At 66.7% G+C, this 24,304-nt stretch carries 22 protein-coding genes and 1 pseudogene; 13 read left to right on the top strand and 10 right to left on the bottom strand.

Annotated features, from left to right (window positions below):
- Positions 1 to 55 precede the first annotated feature (55 nt).
- Both SBI80_RS25990 and SBI80_RS25985 read right to left on the bottom strand, forming a co-directional pair.
- A pseudogene (locus tag SBI80_RS25990) lies at positions 56 to 664 on the bottom strand (LLM class F420-dependent oxidoreductase); the annotation flags it as partial.
- Complete coding sequence (locus SBI80_RS25985) at positions 661 to 1,059, bottom strand: amidohydrolase family protein (protein WP_318977797.1); 399 nt, start codon at positions 1,057 to 1,059, stop codon at positions 661 to 663. The pseudogene SBI80_RS25990 and the gene SBI80_RS25985, both read right to left, overlap by 4 nt.
- Positions 1,060 to 1,461: 402 nt before the next feature.
- On the opposite strand from SBI80_RS25985, the gene SBI80_RS25980 reads away from it, so the two are divergent.
- Genes SBI80_RS25980 through SBI80_RS25970 form a run of 3 tightly spaced genes read left to right on the top strand, consistent with a single transcriptional unit; the run spans position 1,462 to position 4,291 of the window.
- The gene (locus tag SBI80_RS25980; protein WP_318977795.1) at positions 1,462 to 2,931 is read left to right on the top strand and encodes an MFS transporter; all 1,470 of its coding nucleotides are present in this window, start codon (positions 1,462 to 1,464) and stop codon (positions 2,929 to 2,931) included.
- Positions 2,928 to 3,572 (top strand): cysteine hydrolase family protein, encoded by a 645-nt coding sequence (locus SBI80_RS25975; RefSeq protein ID WP_318977794.1) that lies wholly within the window; start codon positions 2,928 to 2,930, stop codon positions 3,570 to 3,572. Before SBI80_RS25980 ends, SBI80_RS25975 begins: the two co-directional genes overlap by 4 nt.
- The gene (locus SBI80_RS25970) at positions 3,569 to 4,291 is read left to right on the top strand and encodes a cysteine hydrolase family protein (protein ID WP_318977793.1); all 723 of its coding nucleotides are present in this window, start codon (positions 3,569 to 3,571) and stop codon (positions 4,289 to 4,291) included. Before SBI80_RS25975 ends, SBI80_RS25970 begins: the two co-directional genes overlap by 4 nt.
- A 27-nt stretch (positions 4,292 to 4,318) precedes the next feature.
- On the opposite strand, the gene SBI80_RS25965 is transcribed toward SBI80_RS25970, so the two are convergent.
- The gene (locus tag SBI80_RS25965) at positions 4,319 to 4,756 is read right to left on the bottom strand and encodes a MarR family winged helix-turn-helix transcriptional regulator (RefSeq protein WP_318977792.1); all 438 of its coding nucleotides are present in this window, start codon (positions 4,754 to 4,756) and stop codon (positions 4,319 to 4,321) included.
- 537 nt (positions 4,757 to 5,293) lie between these two features.
- A complete protein-coding gene (locus tag SBI80_RS25960) occupies positions 5,294 to 5,665 on the bottom strand; it encodes a winged helix-turn-helix transcriptional regulator (RefSeq protein WP_318977790.1) in 372 nt (123 codons plus the stop codon).
- Positions 5,666 to 5,819: 154 nt separating this feature from the next.
- On the opposite strand from SBI80_RS25960, the gene SBI80_RS25955 reads away from it, so the two are divergent.
- A complete protein-coding gene (locus tag SBI80_RS25955; RefSeq protein WP_318977789.1) occupies positions 5,820 to 6,782 on the top strand; it encodes an NmrA family NAD(P)-binding protein in 963 nt (320 codons plus the stop codon).
- Complete coding sequence (locus SBI80_RS25950; RefSeq protein WP_318977811.1) at positions 6,782 to 7,762, top strand: NmrA family NAD(P)-binding protein; 981 nt, start codon at positions 6,782 to 6,784, stop codon at positions 7,760 to 7,762. Before SBI80_RS25955 ends, SBI80_RS25950 begins: the two co-directional genes overlap by 1 nt.
- A gap of 532 nt (positions 7,763 to 8,294) precedes the next feature.
- On the opposite strand, the gene SBI80_RS25945 is transcribed toward SBI80_RS25950, so the two are convergent.
- Positions 8,295 to 8,576 carry a winged helix-turn-helix transcriptional regulator gene (locus SBI80_RS25945; protein WP_318977787.1) on the bottom strand — a complete coding sequence of 94 codons (282 nt, stop codon included), beginning with the start codon at positions 8,574 to 8,576 and terminating at the stop codon, positions 8,295 to 8,297.
- Here SBI80_RS25945 and SBI80_RS25940 point away from each other — a divergent pair.
- A complete protein-coding gene (locus SBI80_RS25940; RefSeq protein WP_318977785.1) occupies positions 8,563 to 9,987 on the top strand; it encodes an amidohydrolase family protein in 1,425 nt (474 codons plus the stop codon). The two genes, SBI80_RS25945 and SBI80_RS25940, sit on opposite strands and share 14 nt — an antisense overlap.
- 81 nt (positions 9,988 to 10,068) lie before the next feature.
- On the opposite strand, the gene SBI80_RS25935 is transcribed toward SBI80_RS25940, so the two are convergent.
- The gene (locus SBI80_RS25935; RefSeq protein WP_318977784.1) at positions 10,069 to 11,058 is read right to left on the bottom strand and encodes a LysR family transcriptional regulator; all 990 of its coding nucleotides are present in this window, start codon (positions 11,056 to 11,058) and stop codon (positions 10,069 to 10,071) included.
- Here SBI80_RS25935 and SBI80_RS25930 point away from each other — a divergent pair.
- Both SBI80_RS25930 and SBI80_RS25925 read left to right on the top strand, forming a co-directional pair.
- Positions 11,033 to 12,967 (top strand): SDR family NAD(P)-dependent oxidoreductase, encoded by a 1,935-nt coding sequence (locus tag SBI80_RS25930; RefSeq protein ID WP_318977782.1) that lies wholly within the window; start codon positions 11,033 to 11,035, stop codon positions 12,965 to 12,967. The genes SBI80_RS25935 and SBI80_RS25930 overlap by 26 nt on opposite strands.
- 13 nt (positions 12,968 to 12,980) lie before the next feature.
- Positions 12,981 to 13,745: an SDR family oxidoreductase gene (locus SBI80_RS25925; protein WP_318977780.1), complete on the top strand. Its 765-nt coding sequence runs from the start codon at positions 12,981 to 12,983 to the stop codon at positions 13,743 to 13,745.
- Positions 13,746 to 13,835: 90 nt separating this feature from the next.
- Here SBI80_RS25925 and SBI80_RS25920 read toward each other — a convergent pair whose 3' ends face one another.
- Positions 13,836 to 14,495, bottom strand: a complete 660-nt coding sequence (locus SBI80_RS25920; protein ID WP_318977778.1) for a TetR/AcrR family transcriptional regulator — start codon at positions 14,493 to 14,495, stop codon at positions 13,836 to 13,838.
- 202 nt (positions 14,496 to 14,697) lie between these two features.
- Here SBI80_RS25920 and SBI80_RS25915 point away from each other — a divergent pair, with 202 nt between their 5' ends.
- Positions 14,698 to 15,123: an MmpS family transport accessory protein gene (locus tag SBI80_RS25915; protein ID WP_318977776.1), complete on the top strand. Its 426-nt coding sequence runs from the start codon at positions 14,698 to 14,700 to the stop codon at positions 15,121 to 15,123.
- The gene (locus tag SBI80_RS25910) at positions 15,120 to 18,035 is read left to right on the top strand and encodes an MMPL/RND family transporter (RefSeq protein ID WP_318977775.1); all 2,916 of its coding nucleotides are present in this window, start codon (positions 15,120 to 15,122) and stop codon (positions 18,033 to 18,035) included. The genes SBI80_RS25915 and SBI80_RS25910 overlap by 4 nt, the downstream gene beginning before the upstream one ends.
- On the opposite strand, the gene SBI80_RS25905 is transcribed toward SBI80_RS25910, so the two are convergent.
- Complete coding sequence (locus SBI80_RS25905) at positions 18,032 to 19,396, bottom strand: FAD-binding oxidoreductase (RefSeq protein WP_318977774.1); 1,365 nt, start codon at positions 19,394 to 19,396, stop codon at positions 18,032 to 18,034. The genes SBI80_RS25910 and SBI80_RS25905 overlap by 4 nt on opposite strands.
- A 43-nt stretch (positions 19,397 to 19,439) precedes the next feature.
- Entirely contained in the window at positions 19,440 to 20,699 is a 1,260-nt protein-coding gene (gene tap, locus SBI80_RS25900; RefSeq protein WP_318977773.1) for a multidrug efflux MFS transporter Tap, read from the bottom strand.
- Positions 20,700 to 20,770: 71 nt separating this feature from the next.
- Here tap and SBI80_RS25895 point away from each other — a divergent pair, with 71 nt between their 5' ends.
- Positions 20,771 to 21,598 carry a uracil-DNA glycosylase gene (locus tag SBI80_RS25895; RefSeq protein WP_318977771.1) on the top strand — a complete coding sequence of 276 codons (828 nt, stop codon included), beginning with the start codon at positions 20,771 to 20,773 and terminating at the stop codon, positions 21,596 to 21,598.
- Between the two features lie 75 nt (positions 21,599 to 21,673).
- A complete protein-coding gene (locus SBI80_RS25890; RefSeq protein ID WP_318977810.1) occupies positions 21,674 to 22,726 on the top strand; it encodes an LLM class flavin-dependent oxidoreductase in 1,053 nt (350 codons plus the stop codon).
- Here SBI80_RS25890 and SBI80_RS25885 read toward each other — a convergent pair.
- Positions 22,723 to 23,169 carry a nitroreductase family deazaflavin-dependent oxidoreductase gene (locus SBI80_RS25885; protein WP_318977769.1) on the bottom strand — a complete coding sequence of 149 codons (447 nt, stop codon included), beginning with the start codon at positions 23,167 to 23,169 and terminating at the stop codon, positions 22,723 to 22,725. The genes SBI80_RS25890 and SBI80_RS25885 overlap by 4 nt on opposite strands.
- A gap of 156 nt (positions 23,170 to 23,325) precedes the next feature.
- On the opposite strand from SBI80_RS25885, the gene SBI80_RS25880 reads away from it, so the two are divergent.
- Complete coding sequence (locus tag SBI80_RS25880; RefSeq protein WP_318977767.1) at positions 23,326 to 24,285, top strand: amidohydrolase family protein; 960 nt, start codon at positions 23,326 to 23,328, stop codon at positions 24,283 to 24,285.
- Positions 24,286 to 24,304: the final 19 nt, after the last annotated feature.

The raw sequence follows: 24,304 nt of genomic DNA, 5'->3' as shown, positions 1-24,304 counted from the left end.
GGTCCATCTCTACAATCACCATCGACCCCACACCGGCATCGGCGGCAAGTCACCCATCGAACGCCTCAGCGTTCACAACCTGCCCGTGAAGAACAACTAGGCGCAGCGTCTTCTTTTCGCCGTCACCGCCGATGATGACCGGTGGGTGCCGGATGGGTTGGGGTTGGCAGATCGTCTCGGCCAGCTGGTAGTGCTTGCCGCTGTACGGCCCGTCGTCCTGGCTCCACATCTGTGCGCAGATCTGCAGCGTTTCTTCGAGCATTTCGAAGCGCTGCGCCAAGGAGGGGTAGGGGATGCCCAGACCCCGATGTTCGCGCTCGTACCATGCGGCGCCGATACCGAGCATGGATCGCCCCTGGGACAGCACGTCCAGGGTGGCTACGGTCTTGGCCAGTATGCCTGGGTAACGGTAGGTGACTCCGGTGACCAGCAAGCTCAGGTCGATCGTTTGTGTCTGTCCGGCAAGGAAACCCAGTGAGGTGTATCCCTCCAGGAATGGGTTCTGTGCTGGGGCGTCCACGGCCTCCATCTGGAAGAAGTGGTCAGCCAATGTGATCAGCGATGCGCCGGCCTGTTCGGCGGTCCTGGCCACGGCGAGTAGCGTCGGGCCCAGTTTCTCGGGGGCGCCGGGCAGGAAGTCGACGAAGTGTATAGCTGTCTTCATTCGGTTTGGGTGTCCTTTCTTCGTGTCTGGTGGTTGTCGGCTTGGCGGACTGCCTCTTCCCCGGCCCGACCTCGTCCCCGTTCATGGGGCCGCGGGCGCGGGGGATCTGGGGACGCCCAGTTCAATAGCTTTCGGGCGGTGCGTCCGAGGATCCACTCCTTGTCGTCCTCGGACAGCGATGGGCAGTGGCGAATGCAGAACAGGCTCTCGGCCCAGTTCACCCGCGTGTGGGTGGCCGTGTAGTCACTGGCCCACATGACGCGGTGCGGACCGAAGGCGTCCACCGCGCGGCGAAGCGTGACGTCCAGATCGGGGAACGGGTGGGGCGCCGCCCCGTCGTGGTCGGCGCCCACGTATTCGTCGAACAGCAATCCGGTGATCCCCAAGGCGTCCATGATCGCGAGCGTGACGTCGGTACCAGCACGTTGGCGTGCACCTGCGTATCGACGACTTCCATACCTCGTACCCTCCATCGACTCGATGACACCGGACGCTAGCCTGCGCACGACCGATATTGACAACCTAGATTGCGCATTCTAAGTTGTCAATCACGAGGCTGCGGAAGGAGTCAGCCATGTTGGTTCGTTGCCGTGGCAGAGCGGTTTTGGCTGTCGCGGAACATGTTCGGACGCGGATGCCCGATGCAGTCACGGCGATGTTCGGAGTTTCCGGCAACGCGTGCGGTGTTGGATTCTGTCGAGACACGAGGCGACAACGGTCCGAGATGGACTGCACGTCGGGGCCGTGCGGCGTGCCGTCAACGGCCGGTGGACGCCGCGCGACTGGGCAGTCCGGCGATGAATGAATCGACGACCCAGGCCACGCGGGGTCAGTGGTCGGTTTCGGGGCGGTTTCGACGGCGCCTGCGCCTCGACGGCGGGTTCAATCCCAAGCTGATCGCGCCGCTGGTTACCGGCGCAGCATTGAATCCGATCAACTCCAGCGTGGTGGCGGTCGCGTTGGTGCCGATCGGGGTGGCCTTCGGTGAGCCGCCGTCGGCGACGGCGTGGTTGATCTCGGGGCTGTACTTGGCGACCGCGGTCGGCCAACCGGTCGTCGGCCGCTTGATCGATACCCATGGACCCCGGCGGTTGTTCCTGCCTGCGACCGCCCTGGTTGGGCTCGCGGGCGTCGTCGGCACCGTGGCCCCCAACTTGGCCGTCCTGGTGGTCGCCCGAACCCTTCTGGGGTTTGGCACCTGCGCAGGCTATCCGGCGGCGATGCGGCTGATCCGCGACGAGGCCGACCGGACCGGCAGGGACAGTCCCGCCACCGTGTTGACCATCCTGGCCATTGCCACCCAGACCGTCGCCGTGATCGGACCCGCGCTGGGTGGGCTGCTGATCGGGCTGGGCGGATGGCGAGCCACATTGGCGATCAACATCCCCCTGGCCGGCGTGGCCTTCATCCTCGGGTGGCGACGCTTCCCCAAGGATGAACCACGGCCCCCGGCGGTGGGCCGTCGGGCAGATATCGACGTCGTCGGGATGGTGCTCTTCGCTGGTGCACTGGTGGCGCTGCTGCTGATGATGATGAACCCGCGGGACGGCGCCTGGTACCTGATGGTGACCCTCGCGATCACCGCGGCCGGATTCGTGGTGTGGGAGCGTCGTTGCCGCGAACCCTTCATCGACCTGCGCGTGCTGGGCGGAAACCGGCCGTTACTGACCACTTACGCCCGCGCGCTACTGGCATATGTCGTGTCCTACAGCTTCCTCTACGGCGTCACGCAATGGCTGCAGGCCGGACGCGGGCTCACCGCCATCCAGGCCGGCATGGTGACGCTGCCGATCTTCGCGACTGGCCTGGTGGTCTCGGCCATCACCGGACGCCGCGAACGAATACGAGGCAAGCTCATCGTGGCGGCATTGGCACAGCTCCTCGCGTGTGTGTTGCTGCTGAGGCTGGACCCGCAGAGCCCGGTGTGGATGCTCGTCGCCGTCATGATGATCTTTGGCCTCCCCCAAGGGCTCAACAGCATTGCCCTTCAGAACGCGGTGTACCGGCAAGCGGCACCCGAGGACATCGGCGCCTCGGCCGGCTTGCTGCGGTCCTTTGGCTACCTCGGGGCCATCGCCGCCTCGGCTGCGCAGGCGGGCTTCTACGGCGACCGCGCCGATACCGACGGAATGCACCGCCTGGCAGTACTTCTCGTCGGAGCCAGCGCCGCGTTCCTTCTACTCAACGTCCTCGACCGCTCACTGACCCGTGGCCCTGGACCGGTCGCCGACAGCGAGTCGTCCAGATCAGCAGGGGTGACCCGGTGACCAACCCGATCCGCGTCGACCCCGCCCGAATGGCCTTGGTGGTCGTGGACTACCAGGTCGGTCATGTCGACCGCCTGCCGGCCGCGGGCTCGGCGCTCCCACGAGTTCAACGCGCGGTCGACGACGTTCGTATGAGAGGTGGGCAGGTTGCATGGGTTCGAATGGGGCTGGACGACAGGCAATTCGAGGCGATTCCAGCGACCAGCGTCCTGGCGGGCATGGTGACGCCCGCACGCCGCGACGAGCTGCACGCCAATTCTGCGGCCACCCGGATTCACGAAGCCCTCAGTCCACGCTCGTCTGACATCATCGTCCGCAAGATTCGCGTGGGAGCCTTCAGCACCACCGACCTGCACCAGCAGCTCAAAGCCCGGGGGATCACGATTCTCGTCTTGGCTGGCATCAGCACGAGCGGGGCGGTCCTGAGCACCGTGCGCGAAGCCATGGATCTCGACTACCGGGTCATCGTCGTCGGGGACGGCTGCGCCGACCACGACGCGACCGCACACGCCTTCCTCACTGGAGTCCTCTTCCCCCGACACGTCACCGTCATCGACGCCGCGCACCTGCGCGATCTGATGCCACCCCCAGACCCTGGACGTGGTTCCGCCGCCCGAGGTTGGACAGCGCCCGCACCATGACTGCGCTGACACGGGTCGTTCGCCGCAGCGTCCGCTACGGACTATTGGCCGTCCTGATCTCAGCGTGCGGCCACACCCCGACCCAATCACCGCCGCCTGCCCTGGCCACGGCGCCCGCAAGGTCCGCTTCACCCGGCATCCCGCTTGCCGTCGATCCCGAGCGCACCGCCCTGCTGGTGATGGACATGCAGCAGGCCATCACCGACATGGCCGGTGCGTCTGCCGAGGAGCCCTTGACGCGCACGGCCGAGGCGGAACGTTCCAGCCGCCGCGCCGGTGTCCGCGTCATCTTCGTTGCGACCGCCTTCACCCCCGGCCATCTCGACATCTCGCCCAACGACAAGGCCTTCGCGCGCTTCCGAGAAGGCAACGAGATGCTTATCGGCAGTCCCGAGACTCGGCTAGATCCCCAAATCGCACCTCTCGACGGTGAACCCGTCATCGTCAAACACGAGGTCGGCGCCTTCAGCGCACCCCCGCTGCAACAGGAGCTGCGAGCCCGCGGCATCGACACCCTGGTGCTGACCGGCATTGCGACCAGCGGCGTCGTAGTGGCGACGGCAGAGGCGGCCGCAGACCTCGACTACCGAGTGATCGTGTTGTCCGACTGCGTCGCCGATCCCGACCCGGAGGTGAATCGCGTCCTGCTGGACAAGGTTCTGCCCATCGAGGCCGACGTCGTGGACTCCACCAAATACGAGACGGCCTTGAACGCGTAGGGCCACACCGCGGGACGTTGGACCCGTCTAGAAGCGTGCACCCAGCCGTTCGATGAGTGGCGCAGCCCGTTGCAACGTCCGCAACTCGGCGACACTGAACTCCTGGGTGAGGATCTCGGCGAAGCGTTGGGCACGTGCATCGCGGTCACAGTGCACCCTCGCGGCACCTGCCGGGGTCAACGACATCACCTGGCGCCTGCCGTCGTTCGGATCGGACGCCCGCCGCAACAGGCCTCGTGACTCCAGCGACGCAAGCGTCACGCGCATTGCCTGCGGGCTGATCTGCTCGACCCGTGCCAATTCCGCCGCCGAGGTCGGGCCGCCACGGTCCAATCTCGCGAGCGCTACCCGCTCAGGCAACGTCAACTCACCGGCGGCCTGCAGGTGCTTGGCCCGGCGCGAGATCAGCGAGACTGCTTGATAGATCACCGCGGCGAGCGCGTCCACGTTCGGCTCAGTATCCACGATTGACAACCTAGATTGCCTGATTTCGAGCGTCAATGACGCCGACGAGGTGCGAGGAAACTACTTCAGGTCCCGCCGGATCCGTAGCACGTCTATTGCGGCGGATCACATTCCAGCAGGGTTTCGAGAGCCGCGAGCAGTCTGGCGGCATCGTCGCCGGGAAGTGTGTCCAGGCGACGCTGCAGCGAGGGTCGGATCTCACGACCGATCCGTTCGACCGCCGCGGCTCCGTTGGGTGTGAGCGTCAGGATGATCTTGCGGGAATCGACGGGGTCGGTGACGCGCGTGACGAGTCCAGCCTTCGCAAGGCCGGTGATCGTCCGGCTGGATGCGAGTGGAGGTCGCGTGACAAGTCCCCTGGCGAGCGCTTTCCTGAAGCAATTGCTCGAAGCGCGATGAAATCTCCGAGATCGAGCGTTGCGACTTCTCGCACCCGACGGGCGCCCGCCCGATGGATCACGCACTTGGCTCAGCGGAGACTCAGCGTGTTTCCCTTCCGCCGGCGTCCTGCGGCCATATGGCGGAAACCGTGACTGCTCAGAGGAACCCGCGGGTGTGCGGTATGTGGGCGACTCCCCATTGCGCCATCGATTCGAGGACTGGCACGAGGGCGCTGCCCTTGCTCGTTAGTTCGTAAGCGAACCGCTCGGGATGGTCTTGGTATTTCTCGCGGTTGAGTATCCCGGCCTCTTCGAGAAGGCGAAGCCGCGCGGCCAGGGTGTTGGTGGGGATGGATTCTTGCCCAACCATGGAGGCGAAGTCCTGAAACCGCAGCCTTCCGCGCAGCCACAGATCGCGCACGATGAGCAGCGACCAGCGGTCGCCGACGATGTCGAGGACACCGGCGATTGCGCACTCGGACCGCCTTGCATGCGGTTCATCTCGGGACCCCGGCCGCCTGGCAGACATACTTCAAGTTTACAAGTGAACTCGTCACAAGTACATTCACAGTGACTTGCGAACCACAAGTAACTGGCTGCGACACGGTGGACGCGGGCCGCGCGACACGCTGCGACGGCCCGCCTGGCCACATGTCGCCATGGATGGATAGGGAGTCGACACCGTGAGCGAGCAGGACGGTCAAAGCGACGTGATCTTGGTATTCGGCGCCACTGGCAGGGCCACGGGGACCGCCGCCGCCGTGGTCACGCTGCTGCGGGAGCGTGGCCGTCGGGTGCGCACGCTGGTTAGGCATGACGACGATCGTGCCCAATCATTGCGGGAGCAAGGCGCAGAGGTGGTCTTCGGAGACTTCGCCGACCGTCGCACCTTGGTTCCTGCGCTCGAGAACGTCGGCGCGGTGCAGTTCGCTCACCCGGTGGCCGCCGGCGTGATCGGTGCGGCAGCCAACCTCGTCTCGGCGATCCGGGAAGTCGGAAGCGACCCTCACGTCGTGGTCTGCTCGATGGGAACGGCGAGCGAGGCCGACAGCCCAAGCGGTTACGGGCGCGACCAGTACGTGGCCGATGAGCTGATCACCAGTGTGCTGCGCAGCGCGGTGGCCCTGAAGTTCGCCGCCCACTTCTATGAGATGGTCAACGTGTTCTTCGGCTCTGCGATCCGGGAGACGGGCGAGTTCGCCAGTTACCACGGTGACTCTCCCATCCAGTGGATGGCTGGAGGGGACGCCGCAGAAGTATGCGTTCGGGCCCTGATGGATCCGCAGCTCTTCGGCGACGAGCGCACCCCACTCATCCCCAGTGCCGAGCTCATGAGCCACGCCGAGGTCGCCGCCGTGATTGGACGTGAGACATGTCAGTCGATTAGCTATCAGCCGCTGTCAGAGGACGAATGGAACCAGCAGTTGGCGATTTTGGGCGAGGTCGCCGACACCACTACGGTGCAGCACTTGTCGGCGACGACCAAGATGTGGCGTGAGGATGGCGACAGGTTCCGAGCGATGGCCGAGACGGACCCCGACCGGCTGACCCACTTGCTCGGTCGGCCACCCATCCGTTTTGCCGATTTCATCCACGAGCATCGCAGCGACTTCTTGGCCACCGTGACGTCAAGCGGCCAGGCGTGATGACCCGGGAAGCAGCGGTCCTGGTCACCGGTGCCGGCGGAGACGTCGGCGCGGTAAGCCCACTGATCGTCGAAATGATGATTTCCAAGGGCTATCCGGTTCGGGCTTTCGTACGGCGTGATGACGAGCGCGCCGACTCGTTGCGCCGCATCGGCGCCGAGGTGTTCGTCGGCGATCTTCTCGACGTCGCCGACGTCAGCGCAGCCTTAGCTGGATGCCGCCGCGTGTATTTCAGCATGAGTTTGTCGCGCTACTACTCCGATGCGGTGATGCTGATGGCCGCCGCGGCGCGGGCACGAGGAGACATCGAAGTCTTCGTCAACATGTCCGAGTACGAGCAGGCGGTCATGACCTTCGATCTGATGACTGCCCCGCTCGCCCAGCGGCGACAAGCATTGGGCACCAACGTTACTCAATGGTCGCCGCAGCAGCGGGCCCACTGGGTCGCCGAACAAGTCCTCGACTGGTCGGGGTTGCCGGTCGTCAATGTTCGAGCCACCGTCTTCGTCGAGAATCCTCTCCTGTCGCGATTCCCAATGCAATCAATCGTCGACGACGGCGAGCTCCGCCTGCCCTTCGGGACGAAACGCATCGCGCCGATCGCGGGTTACGACGTCGCGGCCGTGTGCGCCAACATCCTCGCCGAACCGTCGGATCACGTTGCGCATTCGTATGCGCTCACTGGTGCGCATGCGATCGACATGTACCAACTGGCCGAGGACTACGCGGCGGTACTCGGGCGGCCCGTGGCCTACGCTTCGCAAGACGCCGACGACTGGATCGAAACACACATTCGCTCAACGCTTTACGAGGTAAATCCGCACGCAGCTGAACACCTCATCACCTTGGTGCACATGGTCGCCGACGGATTCTACGAGAACGCGACGGGTGAACTGGAGACATTGCTCGGCCGTCCCGCCAGAACGGTCCGATGGGCGCTTTCCACGCTGATGAGTCCACCGCCGCGAGAGTTGCGGTGACACAGTGAGTTCGAGGTACCCTGCCTCGACGCATGAACCAACTCGTCGGCATTGGGACCCCGAGACCAGTGCGTGTAAGGCGTTTCGGGGAAGGTGACAAGTCCCTGGCCACGCTGACACTGGTGGTGTCACTCAAGGGGGCCGGCTGCTGGAGGCCAGGTCCGAGCCCGCGGTCCGAGGCCGGGTGAATTTCCTCCCTACTCATCAAGATGTCGGTTGGGGAAACTCGCGCTGACCGCTCTCATCCTGGCTCGGGCGGTAATCCAAGCGCGGTCTTGCTTCCATTCACCTATCCGTTGTTCGTGACCAAGGTTCTCGATGACGTTGGCCTGTAATGATTCACCGGTAAGTGCCGCGGTGCTCTGCGTACATGAAAGAGCCAGGAGCAGTATGCAGACCCTGTACTGATTTGAGCCGATGACGCCCCGGACGCCTGAGCGACGTAGCAGCTGTCATGGCGGGCCTCGGCGTTACCGGCCCGTGAACAGCGAACTGCACCTAATGCACCGCGCGGTTGAGCGAGTAGGCCCCGTCAGCGCGCGGACGGGGGAATGGGTCGGCCGTCCGCGTCTGCCGGAGCGCCGGCCCACACCCGGAGCGCGTCCATGACCGGTCCGAGTCCTTTGCCGCGCTCGGTGAGTCGGTACGTCGCCGCAATTGGAGGGCCCGGATCGACGTCGCGCTGCACCAGTCCGACCGACTGGAGCTCGGTGAGCCGTTCGCTGAGGACACGCTTGGACAGAACGGGCAACGCGGCATGGAGTTCGTTGAAGCGAGCGGGGCGCTGCAGGAGCAGGTCGATGAGCAAGCCCATCCAGCGCTTACCCAGGACGCTGAAGGCGTCCTCGGTGTATCGGCACGACGTGAGCGGCGGTCGGACCTCTGCCATCGGGAAAGAATACCTGGCGCTATTTGCATACCAGGTAATATTTTGTAACCTAATGGGCGCGATTCGCCCGTGCCGGGTCGCGCGGCCTCGCCCGTCAACCGATTGGAGTACCACCGTGGCCGTCGTTCGTGAACGTGCCGCCGATGTCGATCTCGTCCTGCGCGGCGCGCACCTCTTCGACGGACTGCGCGTACACGACGGCCTTCGCGATGTCGCGATCGCCGGCGGCGGCATCGTGGAAGTCTCGCCAGAACCCCGGCGTGGCAACCGGATCATCGACGTTGCCGGTGGCTGGGTGCTGCCAGGGTTGATCGATACCCACGTACATCTCTACGACGTGCGGTCGATTACCGACGAGGGATCTCTGCGCGCTTTCCAGGAACATGATCTGCCCAGGCATCTCGATGATTTCCTGCAGCACGGCGTTACTACCGTCAAGTCTGTCGGTGATCCCACCGAGCACATCCTGCAGACACGAGCAGACCTGGCCGACGGCACGCTACAGGGGCCGAGGTTGCTCACCACCGGTTGCGGAATCACCGCAAGCGATGGGCACCCCGCCTCGACCGTGTTCGCCGAAAACCCCTGGGCGCGTGCACGGTTCACTGGTGAAGTTTCCAACCCCCAGGAGATGCGCGCCCTGGTACGCCGCCTTGCCGACCTGGGTGTCGATGCCATCAAGCTGCTCTCCGAAGGCGCGTGTGAGAGCCGCGGAGCATCGCCGTATGTCTGGCAGAACGTGGCCTTCGACCGTACTGTCGAGTTGGTCCGCCTTCCGCTGGAGCTCTTGCGGGCCGGGATCGAGACCGCGCACGAGCAGGGTCTGCGGGTGACGGTCCACACCACCCAGCAGGATGCCGCCAGGGAGGCGATCGACGCGGGTGCCGACGGCCTCGAGCACGGTGTCACCGTCGAGCCGGTCACCGATAGCGCGTTGTTCGACGTGATGCGTCTGGGTGACGTCACCTATACGCCGACGCTGTGGATCCACGACGCGATCCATCCCGCCGCCCGAGGGAATCTGAAGAAGGCCGGCGATGCGGGTGTGCGCTTGGCGCTGGGAAGTGATTCTTTCTGCGGACGTGGGCAGTTCGGCAAGAACACCCTCGACGAGGCCAAATTGATGGTGGCTGCCGGGCTTGATCCGATCCAGGTCCTGGTCGCGGGAACCAGTGCTGCGGCGCGGCACTGCGGGCGCCCTGATCTGGGTGTCATCGAGCCTGGCAGGCGCGCTGATCTCTTCGTGGTGGGGGCCGACCCCACCAAGGACATCCAGAACCTCCGCGGGCTGGCGTTGACCATCGTCGACGGGCGGATCACCGTCGACCGGCGGTAGACCGATGCATCTCTTCATGGGAAGGAGTGGACGACGATGAGCACCTGGCTCGTGCCCTCGAACCCCGCCGCGCGGCCTCGACTAGCCGGCAGCCGCCCGCACGACGTCGCGCAGCCAGGCGTGCCGATGATCGTTGTCCAAGACGCGGTTCCAGATCATGTGATACGGCAGGGTGGCGACTTCGGTAGGCGCGGGCTGCGCCCGCAGCGTGTGTGCACCGTTCCAACCCTCGCGCAGTCGAGCGGGAAGTGTTGCGATCAAATCGGTTCCGGGTAGTAGGGCCAGTGCCGACGAGTGGTACGGCACCGTGACGGCGGCGTTGCGCGGGCACCCCAGCGACGCCAGGGGACGGTCGACGGCGGTCTGCCGTCCATCCGCAGTGTCGATGACGATATGCGGGAACCGCAGATAGTCGTCGAGCGTGATGCTGGCGGCACCGTCGAGTGGGTGATCATGGGCCAGCACGCAGACGAAGTCCTCGACGAAGAGGGTTTCGGCCTGCAGATCCGGCGGTAGGTCCCCACCATACAGTCCGATATCAACTGCGCCACTGCGGATCTGCTCGATGACTCCGTCCAGCCGCAGATTGTGGAAGCGGACCGCTGTAGCGGGGGACTGGGTGCGCACCTGCAGGCAGATCGCGGGACCCAGCGTATGCACGGCGTAGTCACTACCGGCTACGTTGACCGGCGCGCTGGACTGACTTGGGTCGAAGTCGTTGGGCGACAACAGATGTTGTAACAGAGGGACGACCGTGGTGAGTTGGTCATAGATGTCCTCTGCCCGAGCCGTGAGCCGTGAGCCGTCCGGGTCGCGCACCAACAGCGGATCGTCGAGCACCCGGCGCAACCGTTGCAGCGCGCGGCTCATCGCCGGCTGGCTCAGGCCCACCCGCGCGGCGGCACGGGAGACCTGGCGTTCCTCGGGCAGGGCGACCAGCGGCGTGAGCAGATTCAGGTCCACTCTGTCGATATGCGTGGTGAGCATGTAGATCATCATAGATATGCATGTGACAGATGGTTGCTGGTCAGGCACGCTCATTCGCATGGACCATGACGTCGTCTTGATCACCGGAGCCTCCAGCGGTTTCGGCCAACTCATCGCGGAGGCACTCGCCCGGGCGGGACACACCGTGTACGCCTCCATGCGCGATGTCGCCGGCCGTAATGCGCCCCGTGCACGGGCCTACGCCGAGCTATCCCGCACCGAGGGCATCGATCTGCGCATCGTGGAGATGGATGTGCAATCCCAGGAGTCCGTCGACGCCGCGGTCGCGGAGATTCTGGCGGGCGGCGGGCGCATTGACGTCGTGGTCCACAACGCCGGCCACATGGTCTACGGCCCCGCCGAGGCCTTCACGCCCGAGCAGCTCGCGCAGCTGTACGACGTAAACGTGCTCGGCACCCAGCGCGTGAATCGGGCCGTACTGCCACATCTGCGCGCGCGCCGCCGCGGCCTGCTGGTGTGGGTATCCAGCAGCAGCTGTGCCGGTGGTACACCGCCGTATCTCGCGCCGTACTTCGCCGCCAAGAACGCCATGGATGCGCTCGCCGTCTCCTACGCCAGGGAACTGTCCCTGTGGGGTATCGAGACGACGATCATCGTGCCGGGCGCATTCACCTCGGGCACGAATCATTTCGCGCATGCGGGAGTCCCTGCTGATCGCGCCGTGGCAGCCGCCTATGAGGACGGACCCTATGCCGGCTTCGAGGCCCGGGTGCAGGAGGCATTCAACTCCATCGTGCCGACCGATGCCGACCCGGGTGCCGTCGCCTCCGCGGTGGCGGACGTGGTGGCCGCGCCGTTCGGCGCCCGGCCGTTCCGTGCACATCGACCCCAGCCAGGACGGTGCCGATGTCGGCTTTGCCGTGCTGGACCGGCTGAAGGCCGAGATGCTGCACCGCGTCGGCCTCGGCGAGCTACTCACCCCGGTGTCCCGGAGGGTCGACTGATGTCGCATCACCTCGACTCGCCGCTGGCGCGTCAGGATATCCGGCTCGACATCACCGACCTGTACCTGTTCGCCGGTCAGACCGGCACCGTCCTGGTGATCAACGTCTGCCACTCGTTCGGCGGTGACATCCCCGTCCCCGGATTCCACCCGGAGGGCCGCTACGAGTTCAAGGTCGACCTGGACGGCGACGCGGTCGAGGACCTCACCTACCGGGTGACCTTCGCTCCCGCGGAAGAACAAGGGCAGCAACGGTTCTCGGTGCAACGGCTGTCCGGCGCCGCCGCCACGGAGCCGGCGGCGACGGGGATCGAGTTGCTGCATGGGTGCACCGGGACCGCCGTCACCACGGCGGGCGGGGTTCGGGCGTGGGCCGGCCGGGCGGGCGATCCGTTCTGGATCGACGCAGACGTCCTGCACGCCGTTGGGCACGCGTTGCTAGACGGCACCACCATCGACGCCTGGTTGGGGGCGTCGGAGCGCCGCGCCAACCTGTTCGCCGGCGCGACGGTACATTCGCTCGTGCTCGAGCTACCCGATGCCGAGTTCACTCCGCGTCGTGCGGACAACCGGATCGGGATGTGGGCGGTGGCCACCCTGGCCACCGACGCCGGGGGCTGGCGCTCGATCAACCGAGTCGGGCTGCCGATGATCCACCCGCTGTTCACCCAGTACGACGAGCATCTCGGCGACGCCCTCAACGCGGGCGTCCCGCGCGACGACTACGCCACCTACGGTGAGCCGGTGGCAGCCCGGATCGCTGCCTGTGTCGGGGCGTACGGCACCGCGCACGACCCTGACCGGTACGGTGAAACCGTTGCGCGGCTGATCTTTCCGAATGTGCTGCCCTACACGGTGGGTACCGCCGCGGCGTTCGGCTTCGCGGGATTCAACGGTCGCTCGCTGATCGACAACGCTCCCGAGGTGATGTTCAGCCTCGCCTTCAACGCGCCCGTCACCGTCGGTGTGGGCGCCGAATCGGTGACGGCCAAGCCAACACCGGTGTTCCCGTATGTCCCAACCCTCTGAGGAGACAACCAACATGAAGATTTCCGGCAACACCGTCTTCATCCCTGGCGCCACCAGTGGTATCGGCCTGACCCTGGCACTCGCCCTGCGGGACAAGGGAAACAAGGTCATCGTCGGCGGACGCCGGCAAGAGCTGTTGGACCGGATCGTGGCCGAGCATCCCGACGTGTATGCGGTCCGGATCGACACCGCCGACCCGGACGACATCACCACCGTCGCCGCGCAGGTGTTGGCCGCGCATCCCGACCTGAACGTGTTGATCACCATGGCCGGTGTGATGAGCATCGAGGATTGGCACCACCCCGAGACCTTCCTGGCGTCGGCTGAATCGACCATCACCACCAACGTGCTCGGCCCGATCCGGCTGATCGCCGCGTTCATCGAGCACCTGCAGAAGCAGCCGGCGGCCACGGTGATGACCGTTTCCTCAGGGCTGGGGTTCACCCCGTTGCGGGTCACCCCCAGCTACAACGCTTCCAAGGCGGCGATCCACCTGCTGACCGAGACGTTGCGCCTGCAATTCGCCGGCTCGTCGGTGGAGTTCCAGGAACTCGAACCGCCCGCGGTGCGGACCGACTTGGTCCCCGGGCAGCGCGACAGCGAGTGGGCAATGCCGCTACAGGATTTCGTCGACGAGGTGGTGGACATCCTGGAGAACCAGCCCGATGCCAAGGAGATCCAGGTCGAGAACGTCAAGTTCTTGCGCTACTCGGAGGCACGCGGGGACTACGAGCACGCCGTCGCGGTGCTCAATTCGGCCGACCCGCACGGGAACTAGCTCATTCGTGGCAATGAGTGAAGTTCGCGCAACCACATGGGCCTAGTCTTGTCGTTTCGGCAATGACTTCGAGGATCCACGTCCGGATGGTCACCCCGCCGGGTGCCAGCCCTTCATCGCGGCATCCATTTGCTCGTCCTCGAGCGCGTCGACGGTGACCGGGTCTTGACCGGGGTGACAGCGCATGCCGTCGAGGAGCAGGGCCACGTAACGGCGCCAGAGATCGGATTTGACCTGACCGGCCCACTCGACGACGGAGCCGGCCAGCAGGCTCACTATTGGCATGTCGGTGGGGCCGATGCCGGGCCGCAGGTAGCCGTCGTTCCTGGCTCGCTCCACGAGTTTGGAGACGGACGGATCGAGCCGTAGCCGGGCGCACTCGACGCGGTAGCCGCCGTAGGCCTTGCTGTAGAGCATCTCGCGCAGGCCGCGGTCGGTGGCCGTCAGCTCACACGACTGCTCCACGAACCAGACGAAGCCGGCCCACGAATCATCGTGCTGCAGCGCGGTTTCGGCCAGTGCCGCGATCTGTTCGATGCCGTCCTCGAAGATCGCCTCGAGGAGCTCCTCCTTGGTGGCGAACCGCCGGTAGACGGTCCCGACCCCGACGTTGGCGTAGTGGGCGACGTCGTTGAGCGTTGCCTCGAGCCCACGCGCAGCGAAGAGCGAACGCGCGGCGGTGAGCACGCGCCGGCGATTGCGCTCCGCGTCCTTGCGGAGTGCTCGGCGGGGTGTCTCGCCCTCGGTCACGTCCAAGAGTCTAAGTGATCGCCGTCATAAGTGGATTGTGCTTATCCACTTATGCGTTTAGGTTGACTACCTACACGACCGGCTGTGGCTGGTCGGCGGGTCCACTCGGAAAGGCTCGACTCTTGATCGCCGTCACCGCGCGTCACTCGACGCTGGCCAACTCGCCTTCACGCTCTGCTGATACGCCGCTGGGGCGGCAACGATGATCGCCGTGCTGAAGCGCGTGTGGCTGCCCGTGTTGGTGGTCGTGGCGATTGCCGTTGGGGCCGTGAGCGTGTCGTACTTCCGCTCGGTGTTCGGCTCCAACGGGGCGGTGGTGACGCCGGTGGGTTCGGACACCGCCCAGAAGTTCAACCCGAAGGTCGTGACCTACGAGGTGTTCGGATCGGGGTCGACCGCGATCGTCAACTACGCCGACCTCAACGGATTGCCCCAGCGCACCGGTGAAGTCAGCCTGCCATGGTCGCTGACGCTCACGACGACGGTGCCGTCGGTCATGCCCAATCTGCTTGCCCAAGGCGACGGCCAATCGATCGGTTGCAGAGTCACCGTGGATCACGTGGTGAAGGACGAAAGGACGGCCGAGGGCGTGAATGCCGCGACGTACTGCCTGGTGAAGGCCGCATGAGCATCTTCAAACGGTCCGGTGCCGGTGACGCCGTCGACGACACCCCGACGGACGCCATTCCCACCGCGCGCCACGCCGCCCGCCCCGGGCTCCCACGCTTCATCCGAGCCTTCGCCATCCCCATCGTCCTGGTGTGGGTCGCGATCGTCGCGCTGCTGAACACCGCCGTGCCCCAGCTCGAAGAGGTGGGGAAGTTGCGGGCGGTGTCGATGAGTCCCAAGGACGCTCCGGCGCTGATCGCGACCAAACGCGTCGGTGAGGTGTTCGGCGAGTACAAGACCAACAGCTCGCTGATGATCGTCCTCGAGGGTGAGGACCCCCTCGGTGCGGATGCGCACGCCTTCTACGACGACATGGTGCGCAAGCTACGAGCCGACACCCAGCACGTGCAGCACGTCCAGGACTTCTGGGGTGACACCCTGACCGCGGCCGGCGCGCAGAGCATCGACGGCAAGGCCGCCTACGTCCAGGTGTACATTGCCGGTGACCAGGGCGAGGCGCTGGCCAACGAATCCGTGGAGGCCGTGCGGCACATCGTCGACGCCGAACCGGCACCCCCGGGCGTCAAGGCGTACGTGACGGGGCCGGCCGCGACGTCGACCGACCAGAACGCCGTCGGCGATGCCAGCATGAAGACGATCGAGGGCCTGACGTTCGCCGTCATCATCGTCATGCTCCTGCTCGTCTATCGCTCCGTCGTCACGGTGGTGATCACCATGTCGATGGTGGTGGTCGGGCTGCTCTCGGCCCGCGGCATCGTTGCGTTCCTCGGCTTCTACGACGTCTTCAAGCTGACGACGTTCGCGACGAACATGGTGGTGACCCTCGCCATAGCGGCGGCCACCGACTATGCGATCTTCCTGATCGGCCGCTACCAGGAGGCCAGGCGGTCTGGCGAGGATCGAGAGTCGGCCTACTACACCATGTTCCACGGCACGGCGCACGTGGTGCTCGCCTCGGGCATGACCATCGCCGGGGCGACGGCGTGCCTGCACTTCACTCGGTTGCCGTACTTCCAGACCATGGGCTTCCCGCTGGCGGTCGGCATGACGATCGTGGTGGCCGCCGCACTGACCCTCGGGCCCGCCGTCATCTCGCTGGTCACCCGGATCGGTCGCGTGCTGGAACCCAAGGGCAAGGCCAAGTCTCGCGGTTGGCGCCGCGTCGGCGCCGCCACCGTTCGCTGGCCTGGCGGGGTGTTGATCATCGCCGTCGTGCTCGCCCTCGTCGGCCTGCTGACGCTGCCCGGCTATCACACCACCTACAACGACCGCATCTTCCTGCCGGCCGACATCCCGGCCAACGTCGGCTATGCCGCAGCCAATCGCCACTTCTCCGAGGCCAAGATGAATCCGGAGCTGGTGATGGTGCAGGCCGACCACGATCTGCGCAATCCGGCCGACTTCCTGATCATCGACAAGATCGCCAAGGCGATGGTGCACGTGCACGGGATCGCTCAGGTGCAGACGATCACCCGTCCCGACGGCAAGCCGATCGAGCACGCCTCGCTGGCCTACAACGTCGGCCAGAGCGGCACCGGTCAGTTGATGAACAACGACTATCAGCAGACCGTCCTGGCGAATACCCTCAAGCAGGCCGATGAGATGCAGACCACGATCGACTCACAGCAGAAGCTGTACGAGATCACCCTGCAGCTGGCCGACGTCACCAGCAAGATGGCCGCCAAGATGAGCAAGACCTCGGACGACATCAAGGAGGTGCGCGACCACCTCGCCGACTTCGACGACTTCTTCCGGCCGATCCGCAACTACCTCTATTGGGAACCGCACTGCTACGACATCCCGATGTGCTTGTCGGTCCGGTCGGTCTTCGACTCCCTTGACGGCATCGCGAAGATGTCCGATGACTTCCAGGACATCGTGCCGGATCTCAACCGGATGGCCGAACTGACCCCGCAGATGGCGTCGGTGATGCCGGCGATGATCCAAACGATGAAGAACCAGAAGCAATATCTGCTGAACCAGTACCAGGCGCAGAAGGCCCAGCAGGATCAGAACATCGCCCTGCAGCAGGACTCGACGGCGATGGGTCAGGCCTTCGACGCCGCCAGGAACGACGACACCTTCTACCTGCCGCCGGAGGCGTTCCAGACCGCGGACTTCAAGCGAGGCATCAAGCTGTTCCTCTCGCCAGACGGCCACGCGGTCAGGTTCACGATCTTCCACCAGGGCGACCCGTTGACCGAGGAGGGGACCTCGCACATCGAGCCGCTCCGGGTCGCCGCCGCGGACGCCATCAAGGGCACCCCGCTGGAGGGTTCGACCGTGTACGTCGGCGGCAGCGCGGCCACCTATGTGGACATGCAGCAGGGGGCCGACTACGACCTGCTCATCGCGGCCGTCGCCGCGCTCATCCTGATCTTCCTGATCATGGTGCTGCTCACAAGGGCGGTGGTGGCCGCGGCCGTCATCGTCGGGACCGTGGTACTGAGTCTTGGTGCCTCCTTTGGCCTTTCGGTTCTACTGTGGCAGCACGTCATCGGAATACCGCTGCACTGGATGGTGCTGCCGATGTCGGTCATCGTGCTGCTGGCCGTCGGTGCCGACTACAACCTGCTGCTGGTGTCCCGGATGAAGGAGGAACTCCATGCCGGGCTGAACACCGGCATCATCCGGTCGATGGCGGGCACGGGTTCGGTGGTCACCTCGGCTGGCCTGGTGTTCGCGTTCACCATGATCGCGATGTCGGTGAGCCACCTGATCGTGATCGGTCAGGTCGGCACCACCATCGGCCTCGGGTTGCTCTTCGACACCCTGGTCGTGCGTTCGTTGATGACGCCGTCGTTGGCGGCGCTGCTCGGAAAGTGGTTCTGGTGGCCGCTGCACGTGCGCAAGCGCCCGTTGCCGCAGCCTTGGCCGAGTCGCGAACCCGCCGAGGCCCCGGCGAACTAGATTGCGGCGCCGGGGTTGAGGATGCCGTCGGGATCGAGGGCGTTCTTGATCCGCTGGTTGAGCGCCATCACGTCGGGGCCGAGGTAGCCCTCGAGCCAGGGCCGCTTGAGCCGGCCGACGCCGTGCTCACCGGTGATGGTGCCGCCCAGTCCGACGGCCAGATCCATGATCTCGCCGAATGCCGTCTGGGCGCGTTCGGCCTCCGCCTGGTCGGACGGGTCGAACACGATCAGCGGGTGGGTGTTGCCGTCGCCCGCATGAGCGATCACCGAGATCATCAGCGCGTGCTGCTCGGCGATCTTCTCGACACCGGCCACCAGGTCGGCGAGCGAGGGCAGCGGCACGCCAACGTCCTCCAGCAGCAGCGAGCCCTTGGCCTCCACTGCCGGGATGGCGAAACGCCGCGCGGCGACGAATGCCTCGCCCTCCTCGGGGTCAGAGGTCGAGAACACCTCGGTCGCACCGGCTTCGGTGAATACCCGGGCCATGTATTCGGCGTCCTCGGAGCCGGCCGGACCGCGGTCGTCGGAGGCCGCCACCATCATGGCCGCGGCGTTGCGGTCCAACCCCATCTTGAGCTTGTCCTCGACGGCGTTGATGGCGACGGAGTCCATGAACTCCAGCATCGAGGGCCGGATCTTGCCGGTGATCGTCACGACCGCGTCCGCGGCCGCCGCGACGTCGGCGAACGACGCGACCACCGTGCAGCCGCGGTGCTGGGCCGGAAGCAGTTTCAGCGTCACCTCGGTGACGATGCCGAGCGTGCCCTCGCTGCCGACGAACAACTTCGTCAGGCTGAGGCCGGCGACGTCCTTCAACCGGGGACCGCCCAGTCGGACCGCCGTGCCGTCGGCGAGGACCACCTGCAGGCCGAGCACGTAATCGGTTGTCACGCCGTACTTCACGCAGCACAGCCCGCCGGCGTTGGTCGCGATGTTGCCGCCGATGCTGCAGATCTCGTAGGACGACGGGTCCGGTGGATACCACAGTCTGTACTCGGCGACGGCCTTCTTCACCTCGGCATTGAACAGGCCCGGCTGCGTGACGGCGGTGCGGGTCACCGGATCGACGGTGATGTCGCGCATCCGCTCCGTCGACAGCACGATGCCGTCGCTCAGCGCCGTCGCCCCGCCGGAGAGCCCCGTCCCCGCGCCGCGCGGCACCACCGGGACGCGGTGTGCGGTGGCCCACCGCATGACGGCCTGCACCTCCTCGGTGCGGCGTGGCCGCACCACCGCGAGCGCGGCGCCGGCGTCGGGGTCGTGAGCTCGGTCCTGTCGGTAGGACGCGACGATGTCGGGATCGGTGACCACCGTGCCCTCGGGCAGCTCGGCGATGAGCGAGTCCAGCGGGGAGTCCATCACCCGATCGTAGGCGGTGAAACGACCGCCCTCGTGACTGCCGTCACCCGGTCGCGGCGTTCGGCGACGTCGCAGCGCCGTGCTCCGGTGCCGCGTCGAGGTGACGAAGGGCCGGCAGGAAGATGGCCACCGCGCCGAGCACCAGCATCGGCAGCGACAAGGCCAGGAACGTCGCGTGCAGGCCCGCGGCATCGGCGAGCGGACCCGCCACGATGAGGCCGAGGGGACCCGCCGCGTAGGCCAGTGATCCCATCACCCCGACCACCCGGCCGCGCAGGTGGGCGGGCGCGCGGGTCTGCATCACGTAGTTGTAGATCGGCGCCATCGGTCCATACACCAATCCGACGACGGCACTGAGCGCCAGGATCACCGGCAGCGGCGGCAGGAATGCGATGACGGTCATCGCCACGCCGAGCACCACCACCGCGGTGAGCATCACCGTGCGCCGGTTGGCGTACTTGGACAGCGCCGCGTAGCCGAGCGCACCGATGAGCCCGCCGACGCTCAGCGCCATCAGCACCCAGCCAAGCTGCGCTGGCTCGTTGCGGTCGGTGAAGTACTTCGGGAAGAGCACGCTCTCCATCGGCATGTACAGGCCCGTGGCGGCCAGGTCGACGAAGGCCAGCGTGCGCAGCACCGGCGTGCGCCACACGAACTTCAGTCCCTCCACGATGCCCGCCCACACCTGCGGAAGGTGGTCCCGGTTCGGCGTGCCCGCGCCCTCGAGCCGCAGCACCGCGACCGCCACGATCGACAACACGAACATCGCTGCGGTCACCCACATGGTGTCGATGCCGCCGAGGGTGGTGATCAACAGGCCGCCGATGCCCGGACCGACGATGTAGGCAAGGTTGAACACGGCCTCGTAGACGCCGTTGGCGTGATCGAGGGTCCACCCGGCGCGCTGGGACGCCTCCGGGAGCATGGTCTCGCGGGCCGTCATCCCGGCTGGATCGAAGAACGCGCCGAGTGCGGCCAGGCCCGCGAGGACCGCGACGTTGATGGCCTGCACGCCGAAGACCAGCGCGATCACCGGCACCGCCGCCACCGACAGCGCCGAGAGGGCATCGGAGATCATCGACACGCGGCGGCGCCCCAGATAGTCGACCGCCGCGCCGGCGATGAGCGTGGCCGCCAGCAACGGCAGCGTTCCCGCCATCGCCACGATCGAGGCGTCGACGGCAGAGCCGTTGCGCTGCAACACCAGCCACGGGAACGCGACCATGGAGATGCCGTTGCCCGCGCCCGCGGCCAGCGCCGCGAAGAAGATCAGGAACAGCGGGCCGTTCTTCGTGATGGTCATGGGTATCGGCTGGAATCTAACAGCGGCCATGCCCTCGCGCGAGCGAATTTCGGCCCGGGCACAGTGGGGGCATGACGCTGCCGCATCCGCACACGGGTGAACTCTTCGACTCGCCCGTGCCCCCGGGCTCGGGCTGGCCGGGAGACCCCGCACTGCCGGACACCCCGGTGGCGACGACGGCGGCCCGGGTACGGAACCTGGCAAGGCGGACGACGACCGTCGAGGACCTCGACGCCGAGATCAGCGTGTGCCGCGGCTGCAAGCGGTTGGTGGCATGGCGCGAGAAGGTGGCCGTCGAGAAGCGCCGGTCCTACGCCGGGGAACCCTACTGGGGGCGACCCGTACCCGGCTTCGGCTCGGCCACGCCTCGGATCCTGATCGTGGGTCTGGCGCCGGCGGCCAACGGCGCGAACCGAACCGGCCGGGTGTTCACCGGCGACCGCAGTGGCGACGTGTTGTTCGCGGCGCTGCACCGCGCGGGGCTGGCCAGCTCGCCCCGCAGCGTGGACGCGGCAGACGGGTTGGCGCTCATCGATACTCGCGTGGCGGCTGCGGTGCGATGCGCACCGCCGGACAACGCCCCGACCCCCGCCGAACGGGCGACGTGTGCGCCTTGGCTGGAGGCGGAGTGGCGCCTGGTCGCTCCCAGCGTGCGGGTGATCGTCGCGCTCGGCGGGTTCGCCTGGCGGGTGGCCATCGACATGGTGCGCGCGGGAGGTGGTTCCGTCGGCACGCCGCTGCCCAAGTTCGGTCACCTCGCGACCGCGACGCTGAGCACGGCGCACGGTCCGGTGACACTTCTGGGCTGCTATCACCCCAGCCAGCAGAACACCTTCACCGGCCGTCTCACCCCGGCAATGCTCGACGAGGTCTTCACCCTTGCGACGTCGGCGCGCTGAGCGGCTCACCGCCGGTGACTTCACGAAATCGTGGGGACGGGGAACGATCGGGCGGACTCGGTGGTTGAACCACACGTGCGCCTATCGGTATTGGACCTCGTCCCGGTCCGCAGTGACCAGACCAGCTCGGATGCCCTCGCGGCGACGGTGGGGCTCGCCAAGACCGCCGACGATCTGGGCTACACCCGCTTCTGGGTGGCCGAACACCACAACATGCCCGCCGTCGCGGCGACCAGCCCGCCGGTGGTGATCGCCTACCTCGCGGCCCAGACCACCCAGCTGCGGCTCGGGTCCGGCGGGGTGATGCTGCCCAACCACGCGCCGCTGGCCGTCGCCGAGCAGTTCGCGCTGCTCGAGGCCGCCGCGCCGGGTCGCATCGACCTTGGCATCGGTCGCGCGCCGGGATCGGACCCGGTGACGTCGATGGCGTTGCGTGGCGCCGCGGGCCGCGACGACTCGGACATCGAGAACTTCCCGCAGTACCTCGACGACGTCGCCGCCCTGATGAGCACCACCGGGGTCAAGGTGTCGCTGCGTGGCCGCAGCCTGCTCGACCAGAACTACGTGCTCAAGGCGACGCCCGCGGCCGCCGGTGAACCGCGGCTGTGGCTGCTCGGCTCGTCGATGTACTCCGCGCACCTGGCCGCCGCGAAGGGGCTGCCGTACGTGTTCGCTCACCACTTCGCCGGGCAGGGCACCGAGGAGGCGCTGGCCACCTACCGTTCGGAATTTCGCCCCAGTGACGTCGCCGCCGAGCCCACCACCTTCATGACGGTCAACGCCTCCGTCGCGCCGACGCGCGAAGAGGCACTGGACCTGATGCTGCCGAACCTGCACATGATGGCGTTCCTGCGGACCGGTCAGCCGCTACGCGCGCTGGACCTGGTCGAGGACGCCAGGGTGCTGGAGCTGACCTACCAGCAGCAGGCCATCGTCGAGTCCGGGGTCGAGCGGGCCGTCGTCGGATCGCCGGCCGAGGCCGCCGACCAGGTCCGTGCCCTGGCCGCTCACTTCGACGTCGACGAGGTGATGATCAACCCCGTGGGGTCGGCCTTCCGCGGCGTCGATCCGCAGACCGCGCCCGCCCGCAATCAGACGCTCGAGCTGCTCGCCAAGGAGCTGCTCTAGGGCGTCAGTGCGATGATCGGAATCGGTCGCGTGGTGCGCTTCTGGTAGGCGTCGTAGCGGTTGGCGTTGTTGTCGTTGACCAGCTTCCACAACCGCGGGTACTCGGGATCGTCGGCGCCGATGATCCTGGCCGTGGCCGGCATCCGCTTGGGCCCGACGTTGATCTCGACCTGCGGGTTGGCCTTCAGGTTGTGGTACCACCCCGGCGCCTTGGGATCCCCGCCCTTGGAGGCGACGACCAGGTAGGCCCCGCCGTCGACGGCGTAGCTCAGGGTGTTGGTGCGCGCGATCCCGGTCTTGGCGCCGACGGTGTGCAGCAACAGGCTCGGTGGTGCACCGGGGATGTGATGCCCGATGCGGCCGCCGGTCTTCTGGTAGATCGCGTCGTGCACCCCTAGCAGGCGCATACCGATGTACTTCTCCCACAGGGGTACGCCGCTCATGTGCGCCAGTGTGCCACGGCCGGCCTCGGTGTCAGCCGAGCCACGACGTGGCCGGAAGTATGTGGCTGCCGACATTGTCGCTACGCAGCGCGCGCAAGCATGGTGGATTCGTCGCCGACGGCCGTCGCGCGGCGGTGATCAAGGAGGATCCTCGGCATGACATCTGGACCCATCGACGTTCACGCGCACTGGCTGCCCGAGGAGTTGTTCGGTCTACCGCCCGGCTCTCCGCTACCGCCCCTGCACGGCCGTGACGGCCAGCTGCACCTCGGCGAGTTGGCGCTGTCCATCGAGACCGCCGCGATGAGCGATCCGCAGCGGGTCCTCATCGACACCGACGCCGCCGGGCTGGGCGCCAGGGTTCTCTCGGCGCCGCCATTCGCCTTCCCGGTCGTGGACGACCCGGGGGTGGGTGACTACGTCGGCAGCTTCAACGACGCCCTCGCCGGGGTGTGCCGGGACAGCGGTGATCGGCTGCTGGGGCTTGGCCTGGTGTCGCTGCACGACGTCGACGCGGCACGCGAGCAGATGGCGCGGATCTCGGCCAGCGGAGTGCTGCGCGGCATCGCCGTGCCGCCGCTGCTCGGATCCACCTCGTTCGACGCGGCGCCGATGCGGGAGCTGCTGACCGTCGCCTCCGAGCGCAACCTCGCGGTGCTGGTGCACCCGATGCAGCTGCCGCGCCCGGAATGGGCGTCGCACTACCTGACCAACCTGATCGGCAACCCCGTCGAAACCACCACGGCCGCAGCGGCTCTGGTGCTCGGAGGCGTGCTCGACGAACTGCCCGGCCTGCGGGTCTGCCTGCTGCACGGCGGTGGCTGCGCCCCGGCCCTGGTGGGGCGCTGGCAGCACGGCTGGCAGCAGCGTGCCGACGTGCGGGGCACGGGCACGCGGTCGCCGCGCGAGGCCTTCACCGACCTGTGGTTCGACACCCTCACCCACGACGGGCCGACGCTGGAGCTGCTGCGGGCGCAGACCGATCCGACACACCTGATGTGCGGCAGCGACTATCCGTTCGACATGGGCGTGGCCAAGCCGCTGGACCTGCCCCACTCCGTCGGCATCGACGATGCCACCCTGGAGCGCAACGCGCGGGCGTTCCTGGGCCTCTAGAGCGAGCCTCCGGCCCGGC

It is taken from the genome of Mycolicibacterium sichuanense, from assembly GCF_033741125.1.
GTDB lineage: Bacteria > Actinomycetota > Actinomycetes > Mycobacteriales > Mycobacteriaceae > Mycobacterium.
This window is presented reverse-complemented; position numbering and strand designations above follow the sequence as displayed.